The 19,466-nt window shown below is 58.1% G+C and carries 18 protein-coding genes; 9 read left to right on the top strand and 9 right to left on the bottom strand.

Annotated elements, in window-relative coordinates; genetic code table 11:
• Positions 1-113 precede the first annotated feature (113 nt).
• A complete protein-coding gene (locus ASE07_RS07810) occupies positions 114-383 on the top strand; it encodes a hypothetical protein (protein ID WP_057290254.1) in 270 nt (89 codons plus the stop codon).
• Between the two features lie 43 nt (positions 384-426).
• Positions 427-1,641 carry a polysaccharide pyruvyl transferase family protein gene (locus ASE07_RS07805; RefSeq protein WP_057290253.1) on the top strand — a complete coding sequence of 405 codons (1,215 nt, stop codon included), beginning with the start codon at positions 427-429 and terminating at the stop codon, positions 1,639-1,641.
• A gap of 36 nt (positions 1,642-1,677) precedes the next feature.
• Here ASE07_RS07805 and ASE07_RS07800 read toward each other — a convergent pair whose 3' ends face one another.
• The 4 genes from ASE07_RS07800 to ASE07_RS07785 all read right to left on the bottom strand — a co-directional run bounded on the left by ASE07_RS07800 (position 1,678) and on the right by ASE07_RS07785 (position 5,257).
• A complete protein-coding gene (locus tag ASE07_RS07800; protein ID WP_057290252.1) occupies positions 1,678-2,061 on the bottom strand; it encodes a GFA family protein in 384 nt (127 codons plus the stop codon).
• A 306-nt stretch (positions 2,062-2,367) separates the two neighbouring features.
• Positions 2,368-2,769, bottom strand: coding sequence for an alternative ribosome rescue aminoacyl-tRNA hydrolase ArfB (arfB, locus tag ASE07_RS07795; protein ID WP_057290251.1), 402 nt, complete (start codon positions 2,767-2,769; stop codon positions 2,368-2,370).
• Between the two features lie 33 nt (positions 2,770-2,802).
• Positions 2,803-3,972 carry a class C beta-lactamase gene (gene ampC, locus ASE07_RS07790; RefSeq protein ID WP_057290250.1) on the bottom strand — a complete coding sequence of 390 codons (1,170 nt, stop codon included), beginning with the start codon at positions 3,970-3,972 and terminating at the stop codon, positions 2,803-2,805.
• Between the two features lie 145 nt (positions 3,973-4,117).
• The gene (locus tag ASE07_RS07785; protein WP_162256865.1) at positions 4,118-5,257 is read right to left on the bottom strand and encodes an ABC transporter substrate-binding protein; all 1,140 of its coding nucleotides are present in this window, start codon (positions 5,255-5,257) and stop codon (positions 4,118-4,120) included.
• A gap of 347 nt (positions 5,258-5,604) precedes the next feature.
• Here ASE07_RS07785 and ASE07_RS07780 point away from each other — a divergent pair, with 347 nt between their 5' ends.
• The 5 genes from ASE07_RS07780 to ASE07_RS07760 all read left to right on the top strand — a co-directional run bounded on the left by ASE07_RS07780 (position 5,605) and on the right by ASE07_RS07760 (position 10,617).
• Positions 5,605-7,650, top strand: a complete 2,046-nt coding sequence (locus ASE07_RS07780; RefSeq protein WP_057290248.1) for an AsmA family protein — start codon at positions 5,605-5,607, stop codon at positions 7,648-7,650.
• Between the two features lie 135 nt (positions 7,651-7,785).
• On the top strand, positions 7,786-8,235 hold the full coding sequence (locus tag ASE07_RS07775) for a thioesterase family protein (RefSeq protein ID WP_057290247.1): 450 nt from the start codon (positions 7,786-7,788) through the stop codon (positions 8,233-8,235).
• A 160-nt stretch (positions 8,236-8,395) separates the two neighbouring features.
• The gene (locus tag ASE07_RS07770) at positions 8,396-9,700 is read left to right on the top strand and encodes a multidrug effflux MFS transporter (RefSeq protein WP_082584008.1); all 1,305 of its coding nucleotides are present in this window, start codon (positions 8,396-8,398) and stop codon (positions 9,698-9,700) included.
• A 13-nt stretch (positions 9,701-9,713) separates the two neighbouring features.
• Positions 9,714-10,235: an MOSC domain-containing protein gene (locus tag ASE07_RS07765; RefSeq protein ID WP_057290246.1), complete on the top strand. Its 522-nt coding sequence runs from the start codon at positions 9,714-9,716 to the stop codon at positions 10,233-10,235.
• Positions 10,236-10,416: 181 nt separating this feature from the next.
• Positions 10,417-10,617: a hypothetical protein gene (locus ASE07_RS07760; protein ID WP_057290245.1), complete on the top strand. Its 201-nt coding sequence runs from the start codon at positions 10,417-10,419 to the stop codon at positions 10,615-10,617.
• A gap of 103 nt (positions 10,618-10,720) precedes the next feature.
• On the opposite strand, the gene ASE07_RS07755 is transcribed toward ASE07_RS07760, so the two are convergent.
• The 5 genes from ASE07_RS07755 to ASE07_RS07735 all read right to left on the bottom strand — a co-directional run bounded on the left by ASE07_RS07755 (position 10,721) and on the right by ASE07_RS07735 (position 16,877).
• Positions 10,721-11,875 (bottom strand): sensor histidine kinase, encoded by a 1,155-nt coding sequence (locus ASE07_RS07755; protein WP_057290244.1) that lies wholly within the window; start codon positions 11,873-11,875, stop codon positions 10,721-10,723.
• 164 nt (positions 11,876-12,039) lie between these two features.
• Positions 12,040-13,449, bottom strand: a complete 1,410-nt coding sequence (locus tag ASE07_RS07750) for an efflux transporter outer membrane subunit (RefSeq protein WP_057290243.1) — start codon at positions 13,447-13,449, stop codon at positions 12,040-12,042.
• Complete coding sequence (locus ASE07_RS07745) at positions 13,446-14,615, bottom strand: HlyD family secretion protein (protein WP_057290242.1); 1,170 nt, start codon at positions 14,613-14,615, stop codon at positions 13,446-13,448. Before ASE07_RS07745 ends, ASE07_RS07750 begins: the two co-directional genes overlap by 4 nt.
• A gap of 18 nt (positions 14,616-14,633) precedes the next feature.
• The gene (locus ASE07_RS07740; RefSeq protein ID WP_057290241.1) at positions 14,634-16,310 is read right to left on the bottom strand and encodes an MFS transporter; all 1,677 of its coding nucleotides are present in this window, start codon (positions 16,308-16,310) and stop codon (positions 14,634-14,636) included.
• The gene (locus ASE07_RS07735; RefSeq protein WP_057290240.1) at positions 16,311-16,877 is read right to left on the bottom strand and encodes a TetR/AcrR family transcriptional regulator; all 567 of its coding nucleotides are present in this window, start codon (positions 16,875-16,877) and stop codon (positions 16,311-16,313) included. It lies immediately after the preceding gene.
• A gap of 452 nt (positions 16,878-17,329) precedes the next feature.
• Between ASE07_RS07735 and ASE07_RS07730 the strand changes: the two genes are divergently transcribed.
• Together ASE07_RS07730 and ASE07_RS07725 are read left to right on the top strand one after the other, a co-directional pair.
• Positions 17,330-18,805, top strand: coding sequence for an APC family permease (locus ASE07_RS07730; protein ID WP_082584007.1), 1,476 nt, complete (start codon positions 17,330-17,332; stop codon positions 18,803-18,805).
• Between the two features lie 4 nt (positions 18,806-18,809).
• Complete coding sequence (locus ASE07_RS07725) at positions 18,810-19,430, top strand: SAM-dependent methyltransferase (RefSeq protein WP_082584006.1); 621 nt, start codon at positions 18,810-18,812, stop codon at positions 19,428-19,430.
• The last annotated feature ends 36 nt before the right edge of the window (positions 19,431-19,466 follow it).

Here is a 19,466-nt window from a genome sequence, read left to right as displayed (position 1 = left end):
CCGATAGAAAACGCCTGTCGCTTCATTGTGCTTGCTCATGACATGGCATCGCGCATCGCGCTATTGTGGTTCGGGTTCCCAGTTGTTAAGACTAGACTGTCGAATCGACTGCCATGTCGCCACATCAGTTCGATGACTTGCTGCAAAACAAGAACGTACGCATTGCGCTTGCGGTGGCGTGCGCCTTCCTGTGTGGACAAGGCGTTCATTTGCTGATGTATGCGCATAACGGTACCGACGCCATGCGTGGCGGCGGCGAGCTGCTGTTGTGGGGTAGCCTCGCACTGGCTAATATGGCGCGTCTGCATAGCGATGGCATTCCCGGCATACGGCTGGCCATTTATGTCGGCGCCGGTCTTATTGTCGCCAGCTGGTTGATGTAGCGATCCCCAGGCTGCGCACGACGATAACGCCGTATCTCCCTCCATGCATCAAACTCCTGTCATCCTGTTCGGTGCTTTTGACCGGCACAATTTCGGCGATATGCTGTTTCCGCATGTGGTTGCGGCGCTGTCGGGCGATAAGCCTCTGCGTTTCGCCGGACTCGCGGAACGTGACTTGAGCGTGAATGGCGGTCATCACGTCATGCGCCTGCAGCAGCATGCCGCATCGCTGCGTGGCTCCCCGTACAAGATTGTTCATGTCGGAGGCGAGGTGCTGACCTGTAACGTATGGGAAGCGGCAGTCATGCTATTGCCCGCAGCCGATGCGATGGAGGTTGTTATACGCCTGGACGGCGATCCTGACGCGCAACGATCGTGGGCAAGAACCTGCCTGGGCACCGATGCACTTGTGCCTTACGCGGTATCACGGGCGCAATATCCTGACGCAGCGCAAGTAATCTATCACGCCGTAGGCGGCGCGGATCTCTTTGCACGGCATCCCGCACAGCGCGACGAAGTCATGGCCAAACTCAAGCTCGCAGACGTCGTCAGCGTGCGCGACGCAGCAACGCAGGCACATTTGCGTGATTCGGGTATCACCGCGCGGTTGCTGCCCGATCCTGCGGTCATGGCCGCCGAACTCTTCGACACGCAAATCCTGGCGTACGCGAGAGACGGTGAAGCCGCACGACTGCGAGCACTGTTCCCGGCAGGGTATGTCGCGGCACAGTTTAGTAGTGACTTCGACGACGATGCGAGCCTTGACGCGATGGCGATACAGCTGAAACGTCTCGCTGCGGAAACCGGTTACGGCGTGGTCTTCTTTCGTGCCGGCGCCGCCCCCTGGCATGATGACCTGCAGGCGTATCGCCGTATCGTGGCGCGAATGACGGGGCCTGAAGTCAAGGTACCTCAGACGCATATCGTCACGACCCTCCAGCTCTGGGATATCTGTGCGGTGATTGCTTCAAGCAAACTGTACATAGGCAGCAGCCTGCATGGACGTATTCTTGCCATGGCTTATGCCTTGCCTCGACTGAACATCCGACATGCCACGCCATCCCCGCACGGCAAGCAATGGAGTTATGCGCACACATGGGAAATGGCGGGAATGCCGGGCGTGGTGACTATCGATGACATCTACATAGCGGCATTGCAGGCACTCACGGTAGAGCCATCTCGCATGCGGCAAAAAGCGGCCGACCTGGCCCGCACCTACCGGCGTGGCTTCGCACGGGATTTCGCACCTCGCTGCTGACACGAAAACAGAAAATTCCTATGAAGCCGGAGAGTGCTATGCGCGTTGCGCATACAAGGCCTTCGCCGCGATTTCCCAGTTCGCTCCATCGAACTTCCGCACCGGCAGCGCCGCAAGGTCTACCTCATCAATGCAGCGTACGTTGACCACCCATTTGCCCGGATCCAGTCTTGGCCGGCTGAATGGTCGTATGCCGCAATGCTTGCAGAAGTAATGCTTCGCCGTGCGTGTATGAAATTGATACAGGACCAGGTCCTCTTCGCCACTCAGTATGCGCAGATATTGATCCGCCGTGCCGTGCCACAGCGCTCCGCCGCGACGGCAGACCGAGCAGTTGCAATCCATGACATAGTCGAGTTTTGCTTGCAGCTCGAAGGTCACGCGTCCGCAGTGGCAGGCGCCGCGATAGGTGTGGTGCATGTTGTTCTCCCTACGGTAAAGTTGGCAGCAAGATCTGCGGCATATGACCCATAGAGGAGATCCATGCATCATCGATGTCGCCGCAGATGTCCGGTGAAGCCGCTTCAGTCTGCCTGCTCTTGCGCTGGCGCACTATGGCTGAGTTGGACTTCTTTCATGTCATATCGGACAGACCCATATCCGGCTGACCAGTGATACCAGTGGTACCAGTGGTGATGGAGCGGCATGCAAGTGCACCAAGCGTACCCACGCAACCATCCGGAAAAGCATGGACCGTCTCGGATATACGTGGCTACGACCGGCGAACTAATCCGAAATCTTGCCTCGCATCGACTTGATGCGGCCGCGCATATTTTTGGTGTCCAGCCGTCTGCGTTGCGAGCTTCGCGTAGGTTTTGTGGGAACGCGCGCGCGAGGCGGCACGGCAATGCTCGCGATCAGTTGCTGCAAGCGTTGCAGCGCCTCTTCCTTGTTCTTTTCCTGGCTGCGATGTGACTGAGCCTTGATGATCACCACGCCTTCCCTGGTGATCCGCTGGTCATTCAAGGCGAGCAGTTTATCCTTCAGCTGTTCCGGCAACGACGAAGCGCGGATATCAAAGCGCAGATGGACGGCGCTCGATACCTTGTTGACGTTTTGGCCGCCCGCACCCTGGGCACGGATCGCATTGAACTCGACCTCTTGCTCGGAAACGACAGGAATATGCATGGATGCGATTCTATGAATGTGACGATAAAGTGTTTAACGCGTGCCGGTCATCTGCTTATCCAGTGCAGTCAAGATCCGGTAGGCCGCAGTGACCCGTGCAGCGACAGGATAGTTCTTGTTCGCCAGCATCACAATGCCCAATTTTCTGGCGGGAATAAACGCGACGTACGCTGCGAAACCGTTCGTGGAACCGGTTTTGTTGATCATCATATTTTCAGCCGGCGGCAACGGCCCATCCAGGCTTGTCACCGGCGTCGACCCGTACACCATGGCATCGGAATTACCGGACAGAACTTGTTTCAAAGCGACCGGATAAGGATATTGTTCCCAGATCAGGTCCTGTGTCATGTCTCCTGCCTTGAAGTACCCGGCATGCGTATCGATCACTGCCCTTTGCAGTTTCGGATCGAGAGCGAGCATTTGCATGTTGGCTTCAATGAAGCGAATCATATCAACCACATTGGATTTCACACCATACGCTTCCGATGCCAGTACGCCGGGATTCAACCTGACTGGCGCGTCCTTCCTGCTATAGCCCTGTGCGTAATGCGGTGTTTGCTCAGCAGGCACACGAATATAGCTATGTGTCATGCCAAGCCCTGGAAACAATTTCTTTTCAATCGCATCCTCAAACGGCAGACGCATGCTGGCAGCGGCGGCCACACCCAGCAATCCAATGCTGATGTTGGAGTACGTCCTGTGTGTGCCGGCACTAAACACAGGACGCCATTGCCGCAAATAATCCATCAATTGATCGTTACCATGGATGTCGTCAGGCACCTGCAGCGGAAGCTTGCCAGCGGTATGCGTGGCCAGGTTAAGCAAGCTGACGTGTTCGAAACTGCTGCCCCTCAGCGCGGGGAGATGTTTGCTAAGCGTGTCGTCGAGGGATAGCTTGCCGTCCTGCTGAGCATAGGTAGCCAGTGTTGCGGTGAAAGTCTTGCTGATGGAGCCGATCTCGAATAGCGTATTGCTTGTAACGGGTTGCCGTGTTTCACGCGACATCACGCCGGCATGATAAAAATAACGCTCACCATCCATGGTGATGGCGATTGCCATTCCTGGCAGATCGTATTGCTGAATGACGGGCCGGACCGCATTGTCGATGATTGACCTGACCTGCGAACGGTCAGTGTCCGCTGTGGCCGGGCTGCTGCCAGATAGAAAACAGCAAAGAATCCAAAATAGTGGAAGTGCACGCATACTTGAAGATATCTTCGACCGAACCGGTCGTTTGCTGATGGCACGCCAGTATATAGCGGCGCCGCAAACCGTTCCTGGCGCCGGTGCAAGAAATAGCAAGGCCACGCGGACGACATGGGCCGCAGGCGTGGCCGGGGGATATCAATCAATAAGACAAACGCGCATTGGGTCCGATCACACCGATGTCCAGGTAATGCGAACCGCGCCGATTCGATTCGCTAAAGCTGATCGGGTAGCCACCAAGCTGGTAACCATTCATGGAGGCCAATGCCTGCGTGACTTTTTCCGGTGTCGGTTTGGCACCCGCCATTTTGATCGCATCAACCACCAGGCGGATATTCAGGTAAACCTCGAAGTTGAGCGGATTCGATGTTACTCCCTTGCCATAGGGACTTTTCAGAAAAGTCTGAAAGTCCTTTGCCAGCGGCAGCGTGGTCGAGCCCGGATTGGGAACGACCTGACTGATGCCGATACCACGCACGCGTTGTTCGCCCGCAAAATCGGCGAGGCTCTTGGCCGGCACGAAGGACAGGGCATAGATTTGCGAGGCTCCCTTGGGTGCGTCATACGCTTTCATGAATCGGAACACCGCCTCCGGCACTCCCATCAGGAAAATCGCTTGCGGTTTCGCGCCTGCAATTTCTTTCGCCTGCTGCGAGAAATCGGTGGCACCCGCCTTGTATCCAGATTTCTGGATAACCTCGAACTGGTAATCCTGCGCCGCTTTGGCGATGCTCTGGTTGATGCTCGCGCCGAAACCGTCGTCCTGGTACAACACGGCAACGCGCTTCAAGCCCAATGTCGTCGACAGGCGCGCAATTTTCATCACTTCATCGGTGTAGCTTGCGCGGGTATGAAAGATCTGTTCCGAGCCGGGACCGCGAATGATGTCGGACCCGCTAAACACACCGACCAGCGGTACCTTGTGCTGGTTGAGGATCCCGGTCTTCATGAGTGCCGCCGTGTTGGCAGTGCCTAATCCATTGACCAGTGCAACAATGCCTTCCTTGTTGACGAGTTCATCGACCAGGACCGGGGTCTTGCGCGGATCATACTGGTCGTCGCGCATCACAAGTTTGAGCGTGTTGCCGTTGATGCCGCCTTTGGCATTGATCATGTCGAAATAACCGTTGGCGATCGCCAGCCCCTCCGCAGAGGTAGAGGCGGTGGGTCCTGTCAGTCCGAAGACCGAACCGATCCTGACTTCACCGGCGGAGGCGACACCAGGTGCCGATGCGCCGAGTAAGGCGAGGAAGGATGCTACGAGTGTTTTTTTGACGAACATATTGTCTCCCGCTATGTCATTGTCATGAAAGGAAAATTGCATATCAGCAATCCCGGAGGCCTTTCTGCGAAGGTTTTTCCGGATTCGAACGAGCGTGCTTTTTGCTCGCGGCAAAATGTACCGCGTTTTCCCCGCTAAAGAAAGCATGATTTGCAACATGCAATATCGTGCATTTAGTTGGTGCAGTTCGTGGTGGCTTCCAGGATGGTGAATAGGGATGCAGCACTCAGGCATCAATCCGACATGCTTCATCCCGCGCTTCTTGACATTGATCATGTCTGAGCAGCTGCAACCACCAGAGAAATCGCCGCCCGAGAACTACGGCTTGTCAGTTCGATCATATCGATATGACGCGCCCACCGAAAATCGCCCTTGGCATCCTCGCCGGGATCATTGTCCTGCTGGCGCTGGTCGCCGTGCTGCTGTCGCATGCCGACCTGAACCGTGCCAAGCCCTGGATCAATGAGCGCGTCAGCGAGGCGACCGAGCGGTCCTTTGCGATCAATGGCGATCTGTCGCTCAGCTGGACCAGGCCGCTGAACCAGCAACAAGGCTGGAGACGATATGTGCCCTGGCCCCATTTTCAGGCCAAGGACGTCGTGCTGGGAAATCCTGACTGGGCAACAACCGGTCCGGAGATGGCGCGCATCGGCCAGGTCGATTTCGGCATCAATTTACTGGCACTGCTGCGCAAGACCATCGTCGTGCATTCACTCACGATTTCGCAGGCCAAATTAAATCTTGAACAGGAAAAAGACAGCGATCAGAACAACTGGACGTTTCCCAAGAAAGATGAAGAAGAATCGAAGTGGCAGTTCAAGGTACAGGACCTGGCGATTCGCGAAGGCAATGTCCGCTATGTCGACCCTGGCAAGAAGGCCGATGTCGCGGTGCGGATAGATACCGACCAGGACCAGAGCGTCACCTTCAATGCAAGCGGAAAATTCAATAAAGAAAAGGTCAGCGGTAACGGCAAGGTGGGAAGCCTGCTGTCCCTGCAAGAGAAGAACGTCAAATTCCCGGTGCAGGCCTTGCTCAAGGTCGGTGAGACCACGATTACCGCCAATGGCACGCTGACTGAACCGGCGCACCTGAGTGCGCTCGAACTGGATATGAAAGTTCTCGGCGCCAGCATGGCCGACCTGTTTCCACTGAGCGGCGTCCTGTTGCCGACCACACCGAAGTTCTCCACCGAAGGTCGCCTCGTGGGCAACCTGACGCCCGGCGCGATGCGGCTGAAGTATGAGAAATTCAAGGGCAAGGTCGGTTCCAGCGATATTGCCGGTACCCTGGAATATCATCAGCAGGAGCCGCGTCCGACGCTGACTGGCGAGGTCGTGTCGAACTATCTCGATCTTGGCGACCTCGGTGAACTGATCGGCGCGGGCGACAAGGATGGTCCGAAAAAGAATGCATCCGATGTCAAGCAGCCGCCGGATAAGGTGTTGCCGGTATCGCCTTTCAAGACGGAGCGCTGGAGAAAAATGGACGTGCAGGTGAAGTTCACCGGGCGCAAGATCGTCCGGGCGGAAAGCGTGCCTATTGATAACCTGTTCACCAAGATCGACATGAAGGATGGCGTGCTGTCGCTGGCGCCACTCAACTTCGGCGTGGCTGGCGGCAGACTGACAACCGAACTCAGTATCGATGGCCGCAACGATCCGGCCAACGCACGGATGAACGTCACCGCACGCGGGCTCAAGATCAAGCAGATGTTTCCCAAAGTCGAATCCATGCAGGCCAGCCTCGGTGAACTGAACGGCGACGCGAAGCTGACGGCAAAAGGTAATTCGATCGCCACGTTGATGGCCTCCGCCGACGGCGAAGTCAAATCGCTGGTGACGCAGGGCAGCGTGAGCAAATTCATTCTTGAAGCGATGGGGCTGAATGTCGGTAGCGCGGTGATTGCAAAGGTATTCGGCGACCGGCAGGTCCAGTTGAATTGCCTAGCCGCGGATTTCGGCGTCAAGGATGGCTTGATGGAAACGCGTGCCTTTGTCGTCGATACCGAGGATGCGACGATCCTGGTGGATGGCCATATCAATTTCGATACCGAAGAGATGAAGCTCAAGATCCGGCCCGAGAGCAAAGGCATCCGCATCATCTCCCTGCGTTCGCCGCTGCATGTCGAGGGCACATTTAAACATCCCGATGTCGGTATCGACAAAGGCGTGGTCGCATTGAAGGCGGGCGCAGCGGTTGCACTGGGAACGATTGCGGCACCGGTAGCGGCCCTGCTGGCGCTGATCAATCCTGGTCCGGGCGAAGAAGCGCCATGCAAGGAACTGCTGGCCGAAGCAGGCAAGAAGCCGGTTGCACCACCGCCAAACAAGGCGCCGAACACGGCGGACGCCAAGCGCACAGGGGAAACGCAAAGCTCTTCCGGCCGTTGAACGGCACACTAACCGTGTCCATACCTTAACAACGGTGAACGGGTAAAATGCTGGGTGATGTCAGGAATCAACGCTGACATGCGTGTAGATGTATGAAAGCCGCATCCGGCTCTGCTCCGTGTTAAGAAAATCATAATGGCCCGCCTCAAGCTCGAATTTCCGGAAGACCAGTTCTACTACTCCACCCACCTGACGGTTCGCGTCACCGATATCAACGGTGCCAATCATCTCGGCAACGATTCGATGATCTCCATGATCTCGGAAGCACGTGCGCGTTTCCTGTATGACTTCAGGATTGAAGAAACACAGGAAGACAGTGTCGGCATCATCGTGACCGATCTGGCAACGACTTACCGCACCGAGGCACATGCGCGTGACCAGTTATTGTTCGAGGTGGGCATCATGGACCTCAACAGATATGGCGGAGACATCATGTTTCGCATTACGCGTCCCCGCGATAACGCACTGGTGGCGATGGCCAAATCGGGCTTCGTGTTTTTCAATTACAAGCAGACCAAAGTGGTGCCGATGCCGGAAGCCTTTTACCGGAAGTTTGAACGGGTGAACTGGGTGGATCGAGATTGAGTCGCGTGGATGCACCGCGGCGATGACGTCCGCGCAGCGGCCCAATCCGCTGAACCTGCTGAGCCCGCTGAACCAATTGAGGCCGCTTCAAGTCCGACCAGAGTGAACGCGAAAGGCCTGCCGCGCCAGTCCGGTCGCCAATGAATTTCCAGAGCCAGCGATGAAAAGAACACAGCACACGGTACGGCGCGCCGAAGAAGACGCCGCGAACATTGGCGGTTCCGCTGTAGCGCACTGGCGCGGACTACCTCTGCTGCTGGCCGCGCTTGCCATGCTCGGCCCGTTTTCCGTCGACACCTACCTGCCAGCCTTTCCAAGCATACAGGCCAGCCTGAACGCGACCGCGATCGAAGTCCAGCAGACGCTCACCGCCTACATGTTTTCGTTCGCAGTGATGATCCTGTGGCACGGCGCGCTGTCCGATGCCTTCGGCAGGCGCAACATCATCCTCGGCTCGCTTGCCGTATTCTGCGTGGCGTCACTGGGCTGTGCCGCCGTGCACAGCGTCGAATATCTGTGGGCGTTCCGCATTCTGCAGGGCGTGTCCGCCGGTGCCGGTGTGGTGATCGGACGCGCCATCATCCGCGACCTTTATTCCGGCCCGCCGGCCGCAAAGCTGCTGTCGCTGGTCACGATGATTTTCTCGGTTGCCCCGGCGATAGCCCCCATCCTCGGTGGATGGATCGTCAAAATCCGCGACTGGCGGGCGATTTTTCTGTTTCTTTTCCTTTATACCGCGATCCTGATCTGGTGCTGTTACAAGCGCTTGCCGGAAACCCTGCCGCCGGACAAGCGCCAGCCGTTCAGCCCGCAAGCATTGGCTAGAAGCTACAAACGGGTATTCGGTTCGCCTATATTTCACCTGAAAGCCGGCACCGTCGCCTTCAATTTCGCGGGTCTGTTCTTGTATGTCGCGGCCGCGCCGGTATTCATCACACAGCATCTGGGGCTGGGTCCGGACCAGTTCGGCTGGCAGTTTGTTCCTACCGTGGGCGGCATCTTCCTGGGAGCACTGACGGTCAACCGTCTTGCAGGCAATATGACGGTGCCACGGCAAGTCATCCTCGGGTTCTGCTTCCTGATCGGCGCCGGCGTGGTGAATGTGCTTTACCATGCATTCTTTCCGCCGGCCCTGCCTTGGTCGGTTGCGCCGCTGTTCTTCTATGCCTTCGGCATGTCGATTGTCGCGCCCGGTGTCACGCTGCTGGTGCTTGATCTGTTTCCCGAGATACGGGGCTTGGTCGCATCGTGTCAGTCATTTACGCAAACCATGCTGGCCGCGGTCGTCTCCGGTGTGGTGGCACCTTTTCTCTCGCATTCGGTGCTGTGGCTGGCATCCGGTCAGTTGGCCTTTACCGTGATCGCCCTGATCTTCTGGCTCGGTGGCCGGTCCTATCACCAGGCTCAGCAGGAAGCCCTGCGCAAGGCGGGGGTCAATGCCTGGGAAACCGTGCCGGTTGAGTAGGCGGAAAGCAGCCATGCAGTTACGTGAGCTGGTCAGCCGCTTCCCGCGTACGGGAACGGTCACCGGTATCCTGGTGCGCCCCGCGCGTCGGTCCGAGACCAGATCGGTCAAGGAAGTGCTGGCCGTGGCAGGGCAGGGGCTCGATGGCGATCATGTCAGCTTGCGCGGCGGCGGGAACGGGAACGGGAAGCGACAGGTCACCCTGATCCAGGAGGAACACCTGCCGGTGGTTGCCGCATTGTGCGGTCTTGAGCGCGTCGATCCGGGCTTGTTACGGCGCAACCTCATTGTGTCTGGCATTAACCGGATTGCCACGCGCAGCCTGTTTAATGATCAGCCCTTCCTGTTGCGCATTGGTACGGATGTCGTCCTGACGATCACCGGGCCATGTGAGCCATGTTCGCGTATGGAAGAAGTGCTTGGGCCGGGCGGCTACAACGCCATGCGCGGGCATGGCGGGCTTACTGCACGCATCGTATGGGGTGGCATCGTGCAAGTAGGTGATGCGGTGCGTTGCGAGCCCATTGCTTCCTGACTGCAATGAATACATGAAATCGATGACGAGGCGAATGTGGAAACTGTCATCGCACTCGTGACTCTATGGTTAGAGCGGATCTGGTATTGCCGTACAGCTGCACCTTGATCTTTGCCTTGTACGCCAGGCCAGGATCAGCTCCAAATCGTCCAACGCCATCCATCAATGAATGGGACCCTCAATGAAAGTACAAGTCTTCCATGAAAGCGCCAACGGCGCACGCACAGATCTTGGCCTGTTCGAACTGCCGCACATGCCGCCGATCGCCGAACCCTTTCCTGTCAACAGCCAGACCTTCTATCTCGCCAAAGCCTATTTCGGGCCGGACGAGGATGGCATGTACCAGCTGATCCTGGAAGGCGAGCCTGGCCACATGCAGTAGGGCAGCCCGGCACATTCAGGTCCGCTGAGTCTTGCCCGGTCAACCTGGCGCGGGCCTGTCTTTCAAGGCCCCCTCTCGGTTGCTGCGTACCGCCAATCAGCACTCAAGCTGTTTGTCCGAAAGCCGGCGCTTCTTGAAAAGGTCGAGCATCGATCGGGATATCAATGAGAAACGTCGTCCCCCGCTCAGTTGCGCTATCAATACCAACGCTGCCGCCATGGCTCTCCGCGACTGCCCGCACATAGGGAAGACCAATGCCCCAGCCTTTTTGCTTGCCTTGCTTCGTATCGTTTGCCCGTCTAAATATCTGAAAGATTGACTCCTGCTCTTCAACTGGAATTGGATTGCCGTCGTTATGCACCGACATTACCAAACGTCCATGGGACTCATCAAGCTTGATGGTAATCCGGGAGCGCTGCACGCTGTACTTCAGGGCGTTGCCTATTAGGTTTTCCAATGCTCTTTTCAAGGCATCCCGGTCCCACCATCCATGAACCGATTCGCCGATAATGTCGCAACGAGCGCCGTGGGTATGTGTGGAATCCTGGATCACCTCGACTGCCACCTCACGCGCGTCGAAATGAGACAGCTTTAGCCGCAGTCTCTCACCGCGATCAAAAACCATCGTATCCAGCAGTCCCTGGGCCATTCTATCGACTCGCTCAATGTTGTCGCGGATCCTGTCAGCAAGTTGTTTTGTTTTTAGTGAATCCGTGGTGAGGCTAATAAGCTCAGCGGCCATACTGGCCGAGCCAAGCGGCCCGCGCATGTCGTGCGTAAGGGCGGCGACGAACTGCTCGCGCAATGCTGATACCACTAGGGAGAACGAAGTAACGGCTTCTCTGATCGAATCGTCGATCGATGTATTAATGATCCGAAGTTCTTCGACGCTCAACGGTATGCCGCTCTCACTCACGATATCGATCAGGGTTGCCCTGAAGATCTGATATTCGAGCACCAGCGCTTCAGGGCTGTAATTGGTTAGGCGGGCACGCTCGCCGCCATGTTCGCTGGCCAATGTGGACGACGATATTGCCGTGTCCCTTGGATATTCTGGTGACAACGCCTCAACCAAATTGTCATAGTAGGAAGGAATGGTATTGATGAAGACCGGATGGCGAAGTTCATTGGCGTCTTTAAAAGCTGCGCGTGTTCTTTTCTCCCATTCGGCGAGAATATTTTCTTTGATCTCAAGCATCCGGCGGGACGTAATCGACAGCCTGTCGAAGTTGGGCATTTGGTCACGGCCTGATGTCACGTTGCTCTCCCAAAGATTGCAATAGGGAATTACATGGAATATAGCTATGCCCAGAGTACCAGAACCCTACACAAGTCGCCTGTTGAATGACAATTGCCATGCATAGACTAATTTATGAACAGCAAGTCTTTACAAGCTATCTGATTTCAACTTCAAGGCGGATCTTAACCGACGAATTTTCCCTTGTTCTCTGGCCGAATCGACCATCCGCCACCCAAAGCACGATAGAGCGCTATGACGTTGTTCAGCTGGCTTTGGCGGATGGTAACGGCATCAAGCTCGACTTGGTAAAGGTTGCGTTGTGCGTCCAGCTCTTCGAGGTAGGAGGCATAGCCAGCCTGGTAACGGTCATGAGCGAATTCCAGCGTGCGCGCAAGGATTTCGCGTCTTTTTTGGGAGTGTTCCATCTGCGCTTGCAGGCGAGACACGCCAGTCAGTGCATTTTCCACTTCGCTGAATGCAGTCAGTACCGCGTTGCGGTAAGCGTAGGCGGCCTGATCACGCTGCGCAGCGGCTGCATCCACTTGCGCGGTGAGGCGGCCGCTGGAAAAAATCGGCGCCAGAATACTGCCGCCAATACTCCAGACCGAAATCGGGTCGTAGTCGATCCCATTGCTAAAAAGGCTTCCGATCTTGGCGCTCAGTGCAACTTGCGGCAGAAACGCCGCGCGCCGCGACGAGAGGCTGGCATCGCTCGCAGCCAGCTGCAGTTCCTGTTGGACGATGTCGGGCCTCCGGCTGAGCAAATCGGAAGGCAGCGACGGCGCTACTGGCGGCAATTGCAGAGCTTGGAATCGATGGCCGCGAGTTACATCCCCTGGCGTTTCCCCGATGAGCAGCCGCAGCGCATTCTCCTGCCGTTGAATGGCCAGTTCGAGCTGTGGGATGGCCTGCAGTACCGCTTCATGTTCGGACTGGGCCTGTGTCAACTGCAGTTGCGAGGTATAGCCAAGCCGGGCTTGGTCGGTCGCCAGCTGCAAAGCTTCGGCACGCGATGCGGCGGTTGCCTTCGTGATCCGGAGTTGCTCATCCAGCGCCAGCAGCCCGATATACGATTGTGCGGTGGCAGCCGCGACAGCCAGCGCGACGCCATCGCGTTCGACCTGGCTGGCCTGATACTGCAGCGCTGCAGACTTTGCTAGATCGTGCAGCCGGCCCCACAGATCCACTTCCCAGCTTGCCTGTAGTTCCGGTTGCACCGAGTGGGTGACCGTGACGCCGGTGCTGCCCAACGTGCGGCCGGACTGTGCTCCCGCTGTTGCATTAAGCGCCGGCATGCGTGCTGCATCGGCCACCTGCGCAAGTGCACGGGCTTCATCCACGCGGGCCATGGCAACGAGCACATCGGTATTGCGCTTGAGCGCTGCCTCCACCAGCTCGCTCAAGCTCGTATCGCCGAATGTGCGCCACCAGTAGACATCGATTACAGCATTGCCGGGGGCCGCCTCGTGCCAGCCCGCGGGCACATTGACGCGGGAAAGCGGCGGCACCTGTCGATGGGCCGGCATGCAACCGGCGAGCGCGATGATCATCGCAGCGGCCATCGCACGCGTGCACGAAGAACGGAGATTCATCGCGCACGCTCCTGGCCGCCAGCGGTATCCACCCTGGCAATCACCGACATGCCCGGGCGCAAACGCTGCGCAAGCGGCTGATCCGGGTCGATCGCAATGCGCACTGGCAGGCGCTGGACCACCTTGGTGAAGTTGCCGGAAGCGTTATCCGGGCGCAGCACGCTGAACTCGGAGCCGGTGGCCGGCGCGATTTCTTCTACCCGCCCGGTAAGGGATGCGCCGTCGAGCGCATCGACCGTGAAACTGGCGCGCTGGCCGACGCCCATGCCGTAGGTCTGCGTTTCCTTGAAATTGGCGACGACCCACATCGCATCGGGCACGAGGAACAGCAATTGCGAACCCGCGGCCACGTATTGGCCTTGGCGTACCGATGCCTCGCTGACCTGGCCGTCGCGCGGAGCGCGGATGACGGTGTTGGCGAGATCGATTTCCGCCAGCGCCCGCTGCGCCTCGGCCATCTTCACCTGAGCGTCCAGCCCGGCGCGCGATACCTTGGTCGCCTTCACTCTTTCTTCGGCGATTTTGATATCGGCCTTGGCCTTTTGCACATTGGCCGCAGCCAGTCGTGCGTTGGTCCTCACCTTGTCACGCTCGTTGAGCGAGACGGAACCTTTGGCCGCCAGTTCTTCGACCCGCGCCAGTTCCGCCTTGGCGCGCGCCACCTCGGCTTCTACCGCAGCCAGATTGGCGCGCGACGCGCCGAGTGAAGCCAGATTCTGCGCCTGGGTTTGCTCGGCGTTGGCGAGCTGGGCGACCGCGTTGTCGCGCTGCGCTTTCGCCTGCGCGACTTTCTCGGCGTAGATACGGTTGTCGATGTGCACCAGCGGCTGGCCGGCTTTCACATGATCGAAATCTTTCACCAGCACCTTGTCGATGTAGCCGCTCACCTGCGGCGCGAGTACCGTGATCGGACCTCGCACATAGGCGTTGTCGGTGGTGACCACCGGGGTGTTGAACGGGCCGAGATGCCATGCCCATAGAATCAGCGCGATGCCGACCAGGGCCAGGCCGGCCATCAGCACGACGGTCAGCGGCTTGGGCTTGATCTTCTTGGGCGGCGGCGGCGCGACGGCCGACGGGCTTTCGTCGTGCGAGTCGGTAGGGACCGGCGGATTCGTATTTTCGGATGCTGAAGCTTCACGGGACGGTTCGGTCAAATTGCTCATACTGATTGATTGGTTTGATTAAGTGGTGCTCGCCTTGACGTCGGCTCCGGAGGGCGCCTCCACGGCAGGCGGCGCGGCATTCCTTTTCAGGATCGCCGCGCGAACGGCGAGGACAAGCGACCAGATCAGGAAAAGCAGGGCCAGCACGCCGCTCAGGGCGAAGACATCGTTGAAGGCCCGCACATTCGCCTCGCGCCGCGCTGTCTGTGAAAGCAGGGCAGTACCCTGCGCGTTGCGCAGCGTCGGGTCGGTGATGGTCGCGCCGTATACCTGCTGTTGCTGGCGCAATCGTTGCGCCACAATGGCGTTGGTCGGATCGACACTAGACACGATTTGCGCGGAATAAACATGTTCCCGGTGCAGTTGGTAAGTGCTCAACGCCGCCGCTCCCACGAAACCGCCCAAGGCCTGCGTCATGGAAAGCGCCACGGAAAACGTGACGACATGGTCGGCCCCTTGCTTGAGCGCCTGCATGATACCGATCATGATCAGTGGACCCATGAACATGCCGGCGCCGACCGACACCAGAAATTGGCTGACGAAAAAATCATGCGGGCGATCGAGACCGGTCCGCCCGTAATCGAGCAGGGCGGCAATGCCGAGTAGCAGGATCGACACCAGGATCTGCGGGATGATGGTTTTCTGGCTGAACGTAAGCGCGCTGGCGGCGATGCCGCAAATCGTTCCTGCCATGATGACAGCGAATAGCGGCTGCATCTGGTCCGGCCCCATGCCCAGCATGCGCAACATCCCGACAGCACCGTAGGTCTGTTCGGAGGTGAGGAAGCGGATGAGGAAAGCGCCGAGAATGAAACGCAAGGTGCTTCCATTGAGCAGCCAGCGCGTCTGGATCAGGGGATTGCGACGGTGGTGTTCGATGAGGAAAGCAATAGTCAGCAGCACGATGGCGGCGATCAGCAGGTACGCAAGCCAGGGAGTATCGAGCCACCAATGCGTGTAGCCCTGCGCCAGGACGGCGACGATCATGGCCACGGCTGGCGCAACCAGTGCGAAGGTCAGGAAGTCGAGCCGCTCGAACACCTTGATATGGATGCCGGGCGGCAGCTTGAGTACCACGACCGCGGCGAACGCGCACAGCGCGAGTCCTGCTTCAAACAGGTAGAGGTTATGCCATTCGCCCAAGTCCAGCAACGATGGCGACAGCAGCCAGGCTAGCGGCGTCGCAAGCTGGCTGATGCCGGTGCCGACGACCAGCATCTTGCCCGTATATTGCCTTGGCAGCGCCTGCAGCATGTACAGCATGGCCAGGGTGCCGCATGTCGCACCGGCCAGGCCGCTGGCAGCGCGCACGATGAGGGTGGTTTCCAGGTTGCCGACCGTCAAGTGCAGCAGTGTAAGCGCGGCATATAGACCCAAGCCGATTTCAGTGAACATACGCATGCCGTACTGCTGGCGGAATTTGTACACCAGCAGGTTGGCGGTGACATTCACCATCACATAGGCCGCCGGGAGCCATGCGGCCTGTGATGGCGTCAGGCCCAGGTGACCCTGGATTGTCGGGAGGTTCACCGACACCAGCGCGCTGCCGAGTCCGCCGGTGATGCCGATCAGAATCGCGACGCAGGCATAGGCAAGGCGGACCCAGGGCGGATGCCAAGGCATCGAGGCGGAACCCGGAAGTGATGGCTTTTCGTGTTCCTCCCACTCTGGCGGGCGCTTGAGGTATTGCACCATTCAGCGCTCCATGGCCACAGGCGCGGCAAGGCCGTCGCGCAACAGGTCCAGTGCGCGCTTGACCAATTGCCTACGGTTGCCAGGCGAGCGGCCACGCAAGGCAGCGCCGAGCATGCCGGAAATGAGTGAAATGTCGGACAAGCTCAGGTCCGGCCGGCACAGGCCGGCATCGATGGCGCGCGCGACGGGAGCCCGAAAGATGCGGCTCACCCGCCCGCGCACTGCGTCCATGATCGGATGATCATAGCCGACCGCGCGCCAGTAATCCGTTACCGCAGGGGATTCGACGATACGGTACGCGATGCGCTCCAACAGCAGGAATAGAAGATCATCCCGGTTCGCATGCACTGTCGCATGCTCTTCGAGCGCCTGCAAGTTGCGCTCGAGCAGCGCCTCCATCAGCGCGCCGCGGTCTGGAAAATTGCGATAGAGCGTGGCCCGCCCGACGCCTGCGCGCTCGACTACGAGATCAAGCGGTGCGGTGACGCCATGTTCGGAAAATACTGCGTCCGCTGCATCCAGTATCAGGTCACGCCGTACCGCGGCGTCGGATCGGAGCTTGGTCATGCGGGCATTATAGGACAAAATTGTCCGCTTCGCGCATAACCGGACAAAATTGACCGTTTTAAGTCATGGATAGGGGAAAAAGTTTTCATCAGAATGATTAATGCATGAAACCCATGATTGATTCCGCGCGAATAAGATATCGGTGCTGATTGACAAGGTAATGGGGCGGCATAACGCGTTGCCTTAATACACGAGGCTCTGATCCATATCATGGTGCGATGAAGCTGATCGAACCTTACAGAAGCGAGCATCTCGCAAAGCCTAATGGGCAGAGTGCCCTGGATAGCCTTGCAACGTAGTCGATTCCGCGTGAATGCGTTATTTCCTGTTCATCGAATCAGAAAAAATGGCCATGCACAAGATGATGCAGCTCACACAAGTCTTCCGCACGTCCACATCAGCCCGATGCGCTGATTTCGTCAATAGCGACGATCCAGGTACCGGGAACTGACATGGCAGACCCCACGCCGACGCTCATGTCTTCGGCTGCGGCCTCAGCATCAGCACAGGCGCTGCCCCGTCCGACACTCGGTCTGTTCGAGGCGATCACGCTGATTGTCGGCGTAGTGATCGGCGCAGGCATTTTCAAATCCCCGGCGCTGGTTGCAAGCATGACGGGCAGCATCGAATGGATGTTCGGCGCATGGATTCTCGGCGGCATTGTTTCGCTGGTCGGCGCTCTTTGCTATGCGGAACTTACCACCGCCTATTCGCATGCCGGTGGAGATTATCACTTCCTGGTGCGCGCCTATGGCCGTTCTGTCGGATTCCTGTTCGGCTGGGCCCGGCTCTCGGTCATTACGACTGGATCGATCGCCTTGCTGGCATTTGTCTTCGGAGATTATCTGCACGGTTTGCTGCCACTCGGCGGTGTGGGAAACAAATGGGGACCGGTAGTCTACGCGGCGTCATGCGTCATCGCCCTTACGTGGATCAACCTGTTCGGCATTCGCGCCGGATCAGTGACGCAGACATGGCTTACCGTGCTTGAAGTCCTTGGCTTGCTGGCCATCGTCATCGCAGCAAGCGTGGCCGGTGGTCTCCGGGAAGAGAGTGCCACGGTCACGATGCCGGCGACATCTTCGTTTGGAATGGCCATGGTGTTAGTTCTCCTGACATTCGGGGGGTGGAACGAGGCCGCCTATATCAGCGCGGAAGTCAAGGATGGCAAGCGCAATTTGGTAACGGCCCTTACTGCCTCCATCGTCATTATTACCATGCTGTATCTGCTGGTGGTCTGGGCGTTCTGGAAAGGACTCGGCATGGAAGCCATGGGTAAGTCCGACACGGTCGCGGCAGATCTGATGCGGTCTTCCTTTGGTGCCGGCGGGGAACGCTTCATTGCGGTGCTGGTACTCGTATCCGCAGTGACGTCCATCAATGCGACCATGATCGTCGGTGCGCGAACCAGCTATGCACTGGCATGCGACTGGCCGATACTGGGACGACTTGCTGCCTGGGATCCGCATCGCGACAGCCCGGCAACAGCGATGCGGGTGCAATGCATTGCTGCGCTGTGCCTGCTGTTCATCGGCGGCCTGGTCGGCAACGGCTTTAAATCCATGGTGGAATTTACCGCGCCGGTATTCTGGGTGTTCTTTCTCCTGTCCGGGATGTCGCTGATCGTCCTTCGCGTGCGCGAACCGAATACGCCGCGACCCTTCCGCGTCCCTTTCTATCCGCTGTTGCCACTGATGTTTTGCGTCACATGCGCGTTCATGCTGTGGTCCAGCCTGTCGTATGTGTATAGCCAGGAACTTGGTGGTTGGAATGCGGCATGGATAGGCATTGCCGTCTTGTTCATGGGCATTGTTCTTCTGCTTCTGATGCGACGCTTTCCTTCCGGCTCGCGAATGCGTTCAGTCCCATCCGGTATGCAGTCAGGCATACAGGCTTCATCGCTTTCTTCCATTTCAGAAAAGGAGTAGCGCCATGCACCTGCTTCGATCCCCCTTTCACGCGATCTCTTACAAACGCGGACCACTTTCGACTTTTCTGCTGTGCCTGGTGTGCGCCTTGCTCGGGACGGCGCATACGCAGGCACGTTCTCAGACCGGACCCAAGCTCGATGTTCCCTATGTGCCCACTCCCCCTAAAATCGTCAACCGTATGCTTGATCTGGCCAAGGTCGGAAAGGGCGACGTGCTGTATGACCTTGGTTGCGGAGATGGGCGTATCGTCATCACCGCCGCGAAAGAGCGGGGTGCCACTGGCGTTGGAATCGATCTCAATCCGACACGCATTGAGGAAGCCAAGGCAAATGCCAAACAGGCGGGCGTGGAAGACCGGGTTGCTTTCCGTGTGGGCGACCTGTTCAAGGCTGACGTATCAAAAGCCACCGTCGTGACCCTGTACCTGCTTCCCGAAGTCAATCGCAAGATCAGGCCCATGTTGTGGAGGCAATTGAAAGTCGGTACCCGCGTCGTATCCCATGATTTCGATATGGGACCGGAATGGCCGCCGGAACGCGAAGAACGCATCGGCGGTAAAACCCTTTACTACTGGACGATCACGGAGGCGAATAAGTCTGCTGCGGGATCAAAGAGAACTTGAACCGCCCAGCGTGGCGCGATCGCCAATCGTCAATCG

This window comes from Noviherbaspirillum sp. Root189, assembly GCF_001428545.1.
In the GTDB taxonomy this organism is placed as follows: domain Bacteria; phylum Pseudomonadota; class Gammaproteobacteria; order Burkholderiales; family Burkholderiaceae_D; genus Noviherbaspirillum.
The sequence above is the reverse complement of the archived record's forward strand: the minus strand, read 5'-3'. Positions and strand labels throughout refer to the sequence as shown.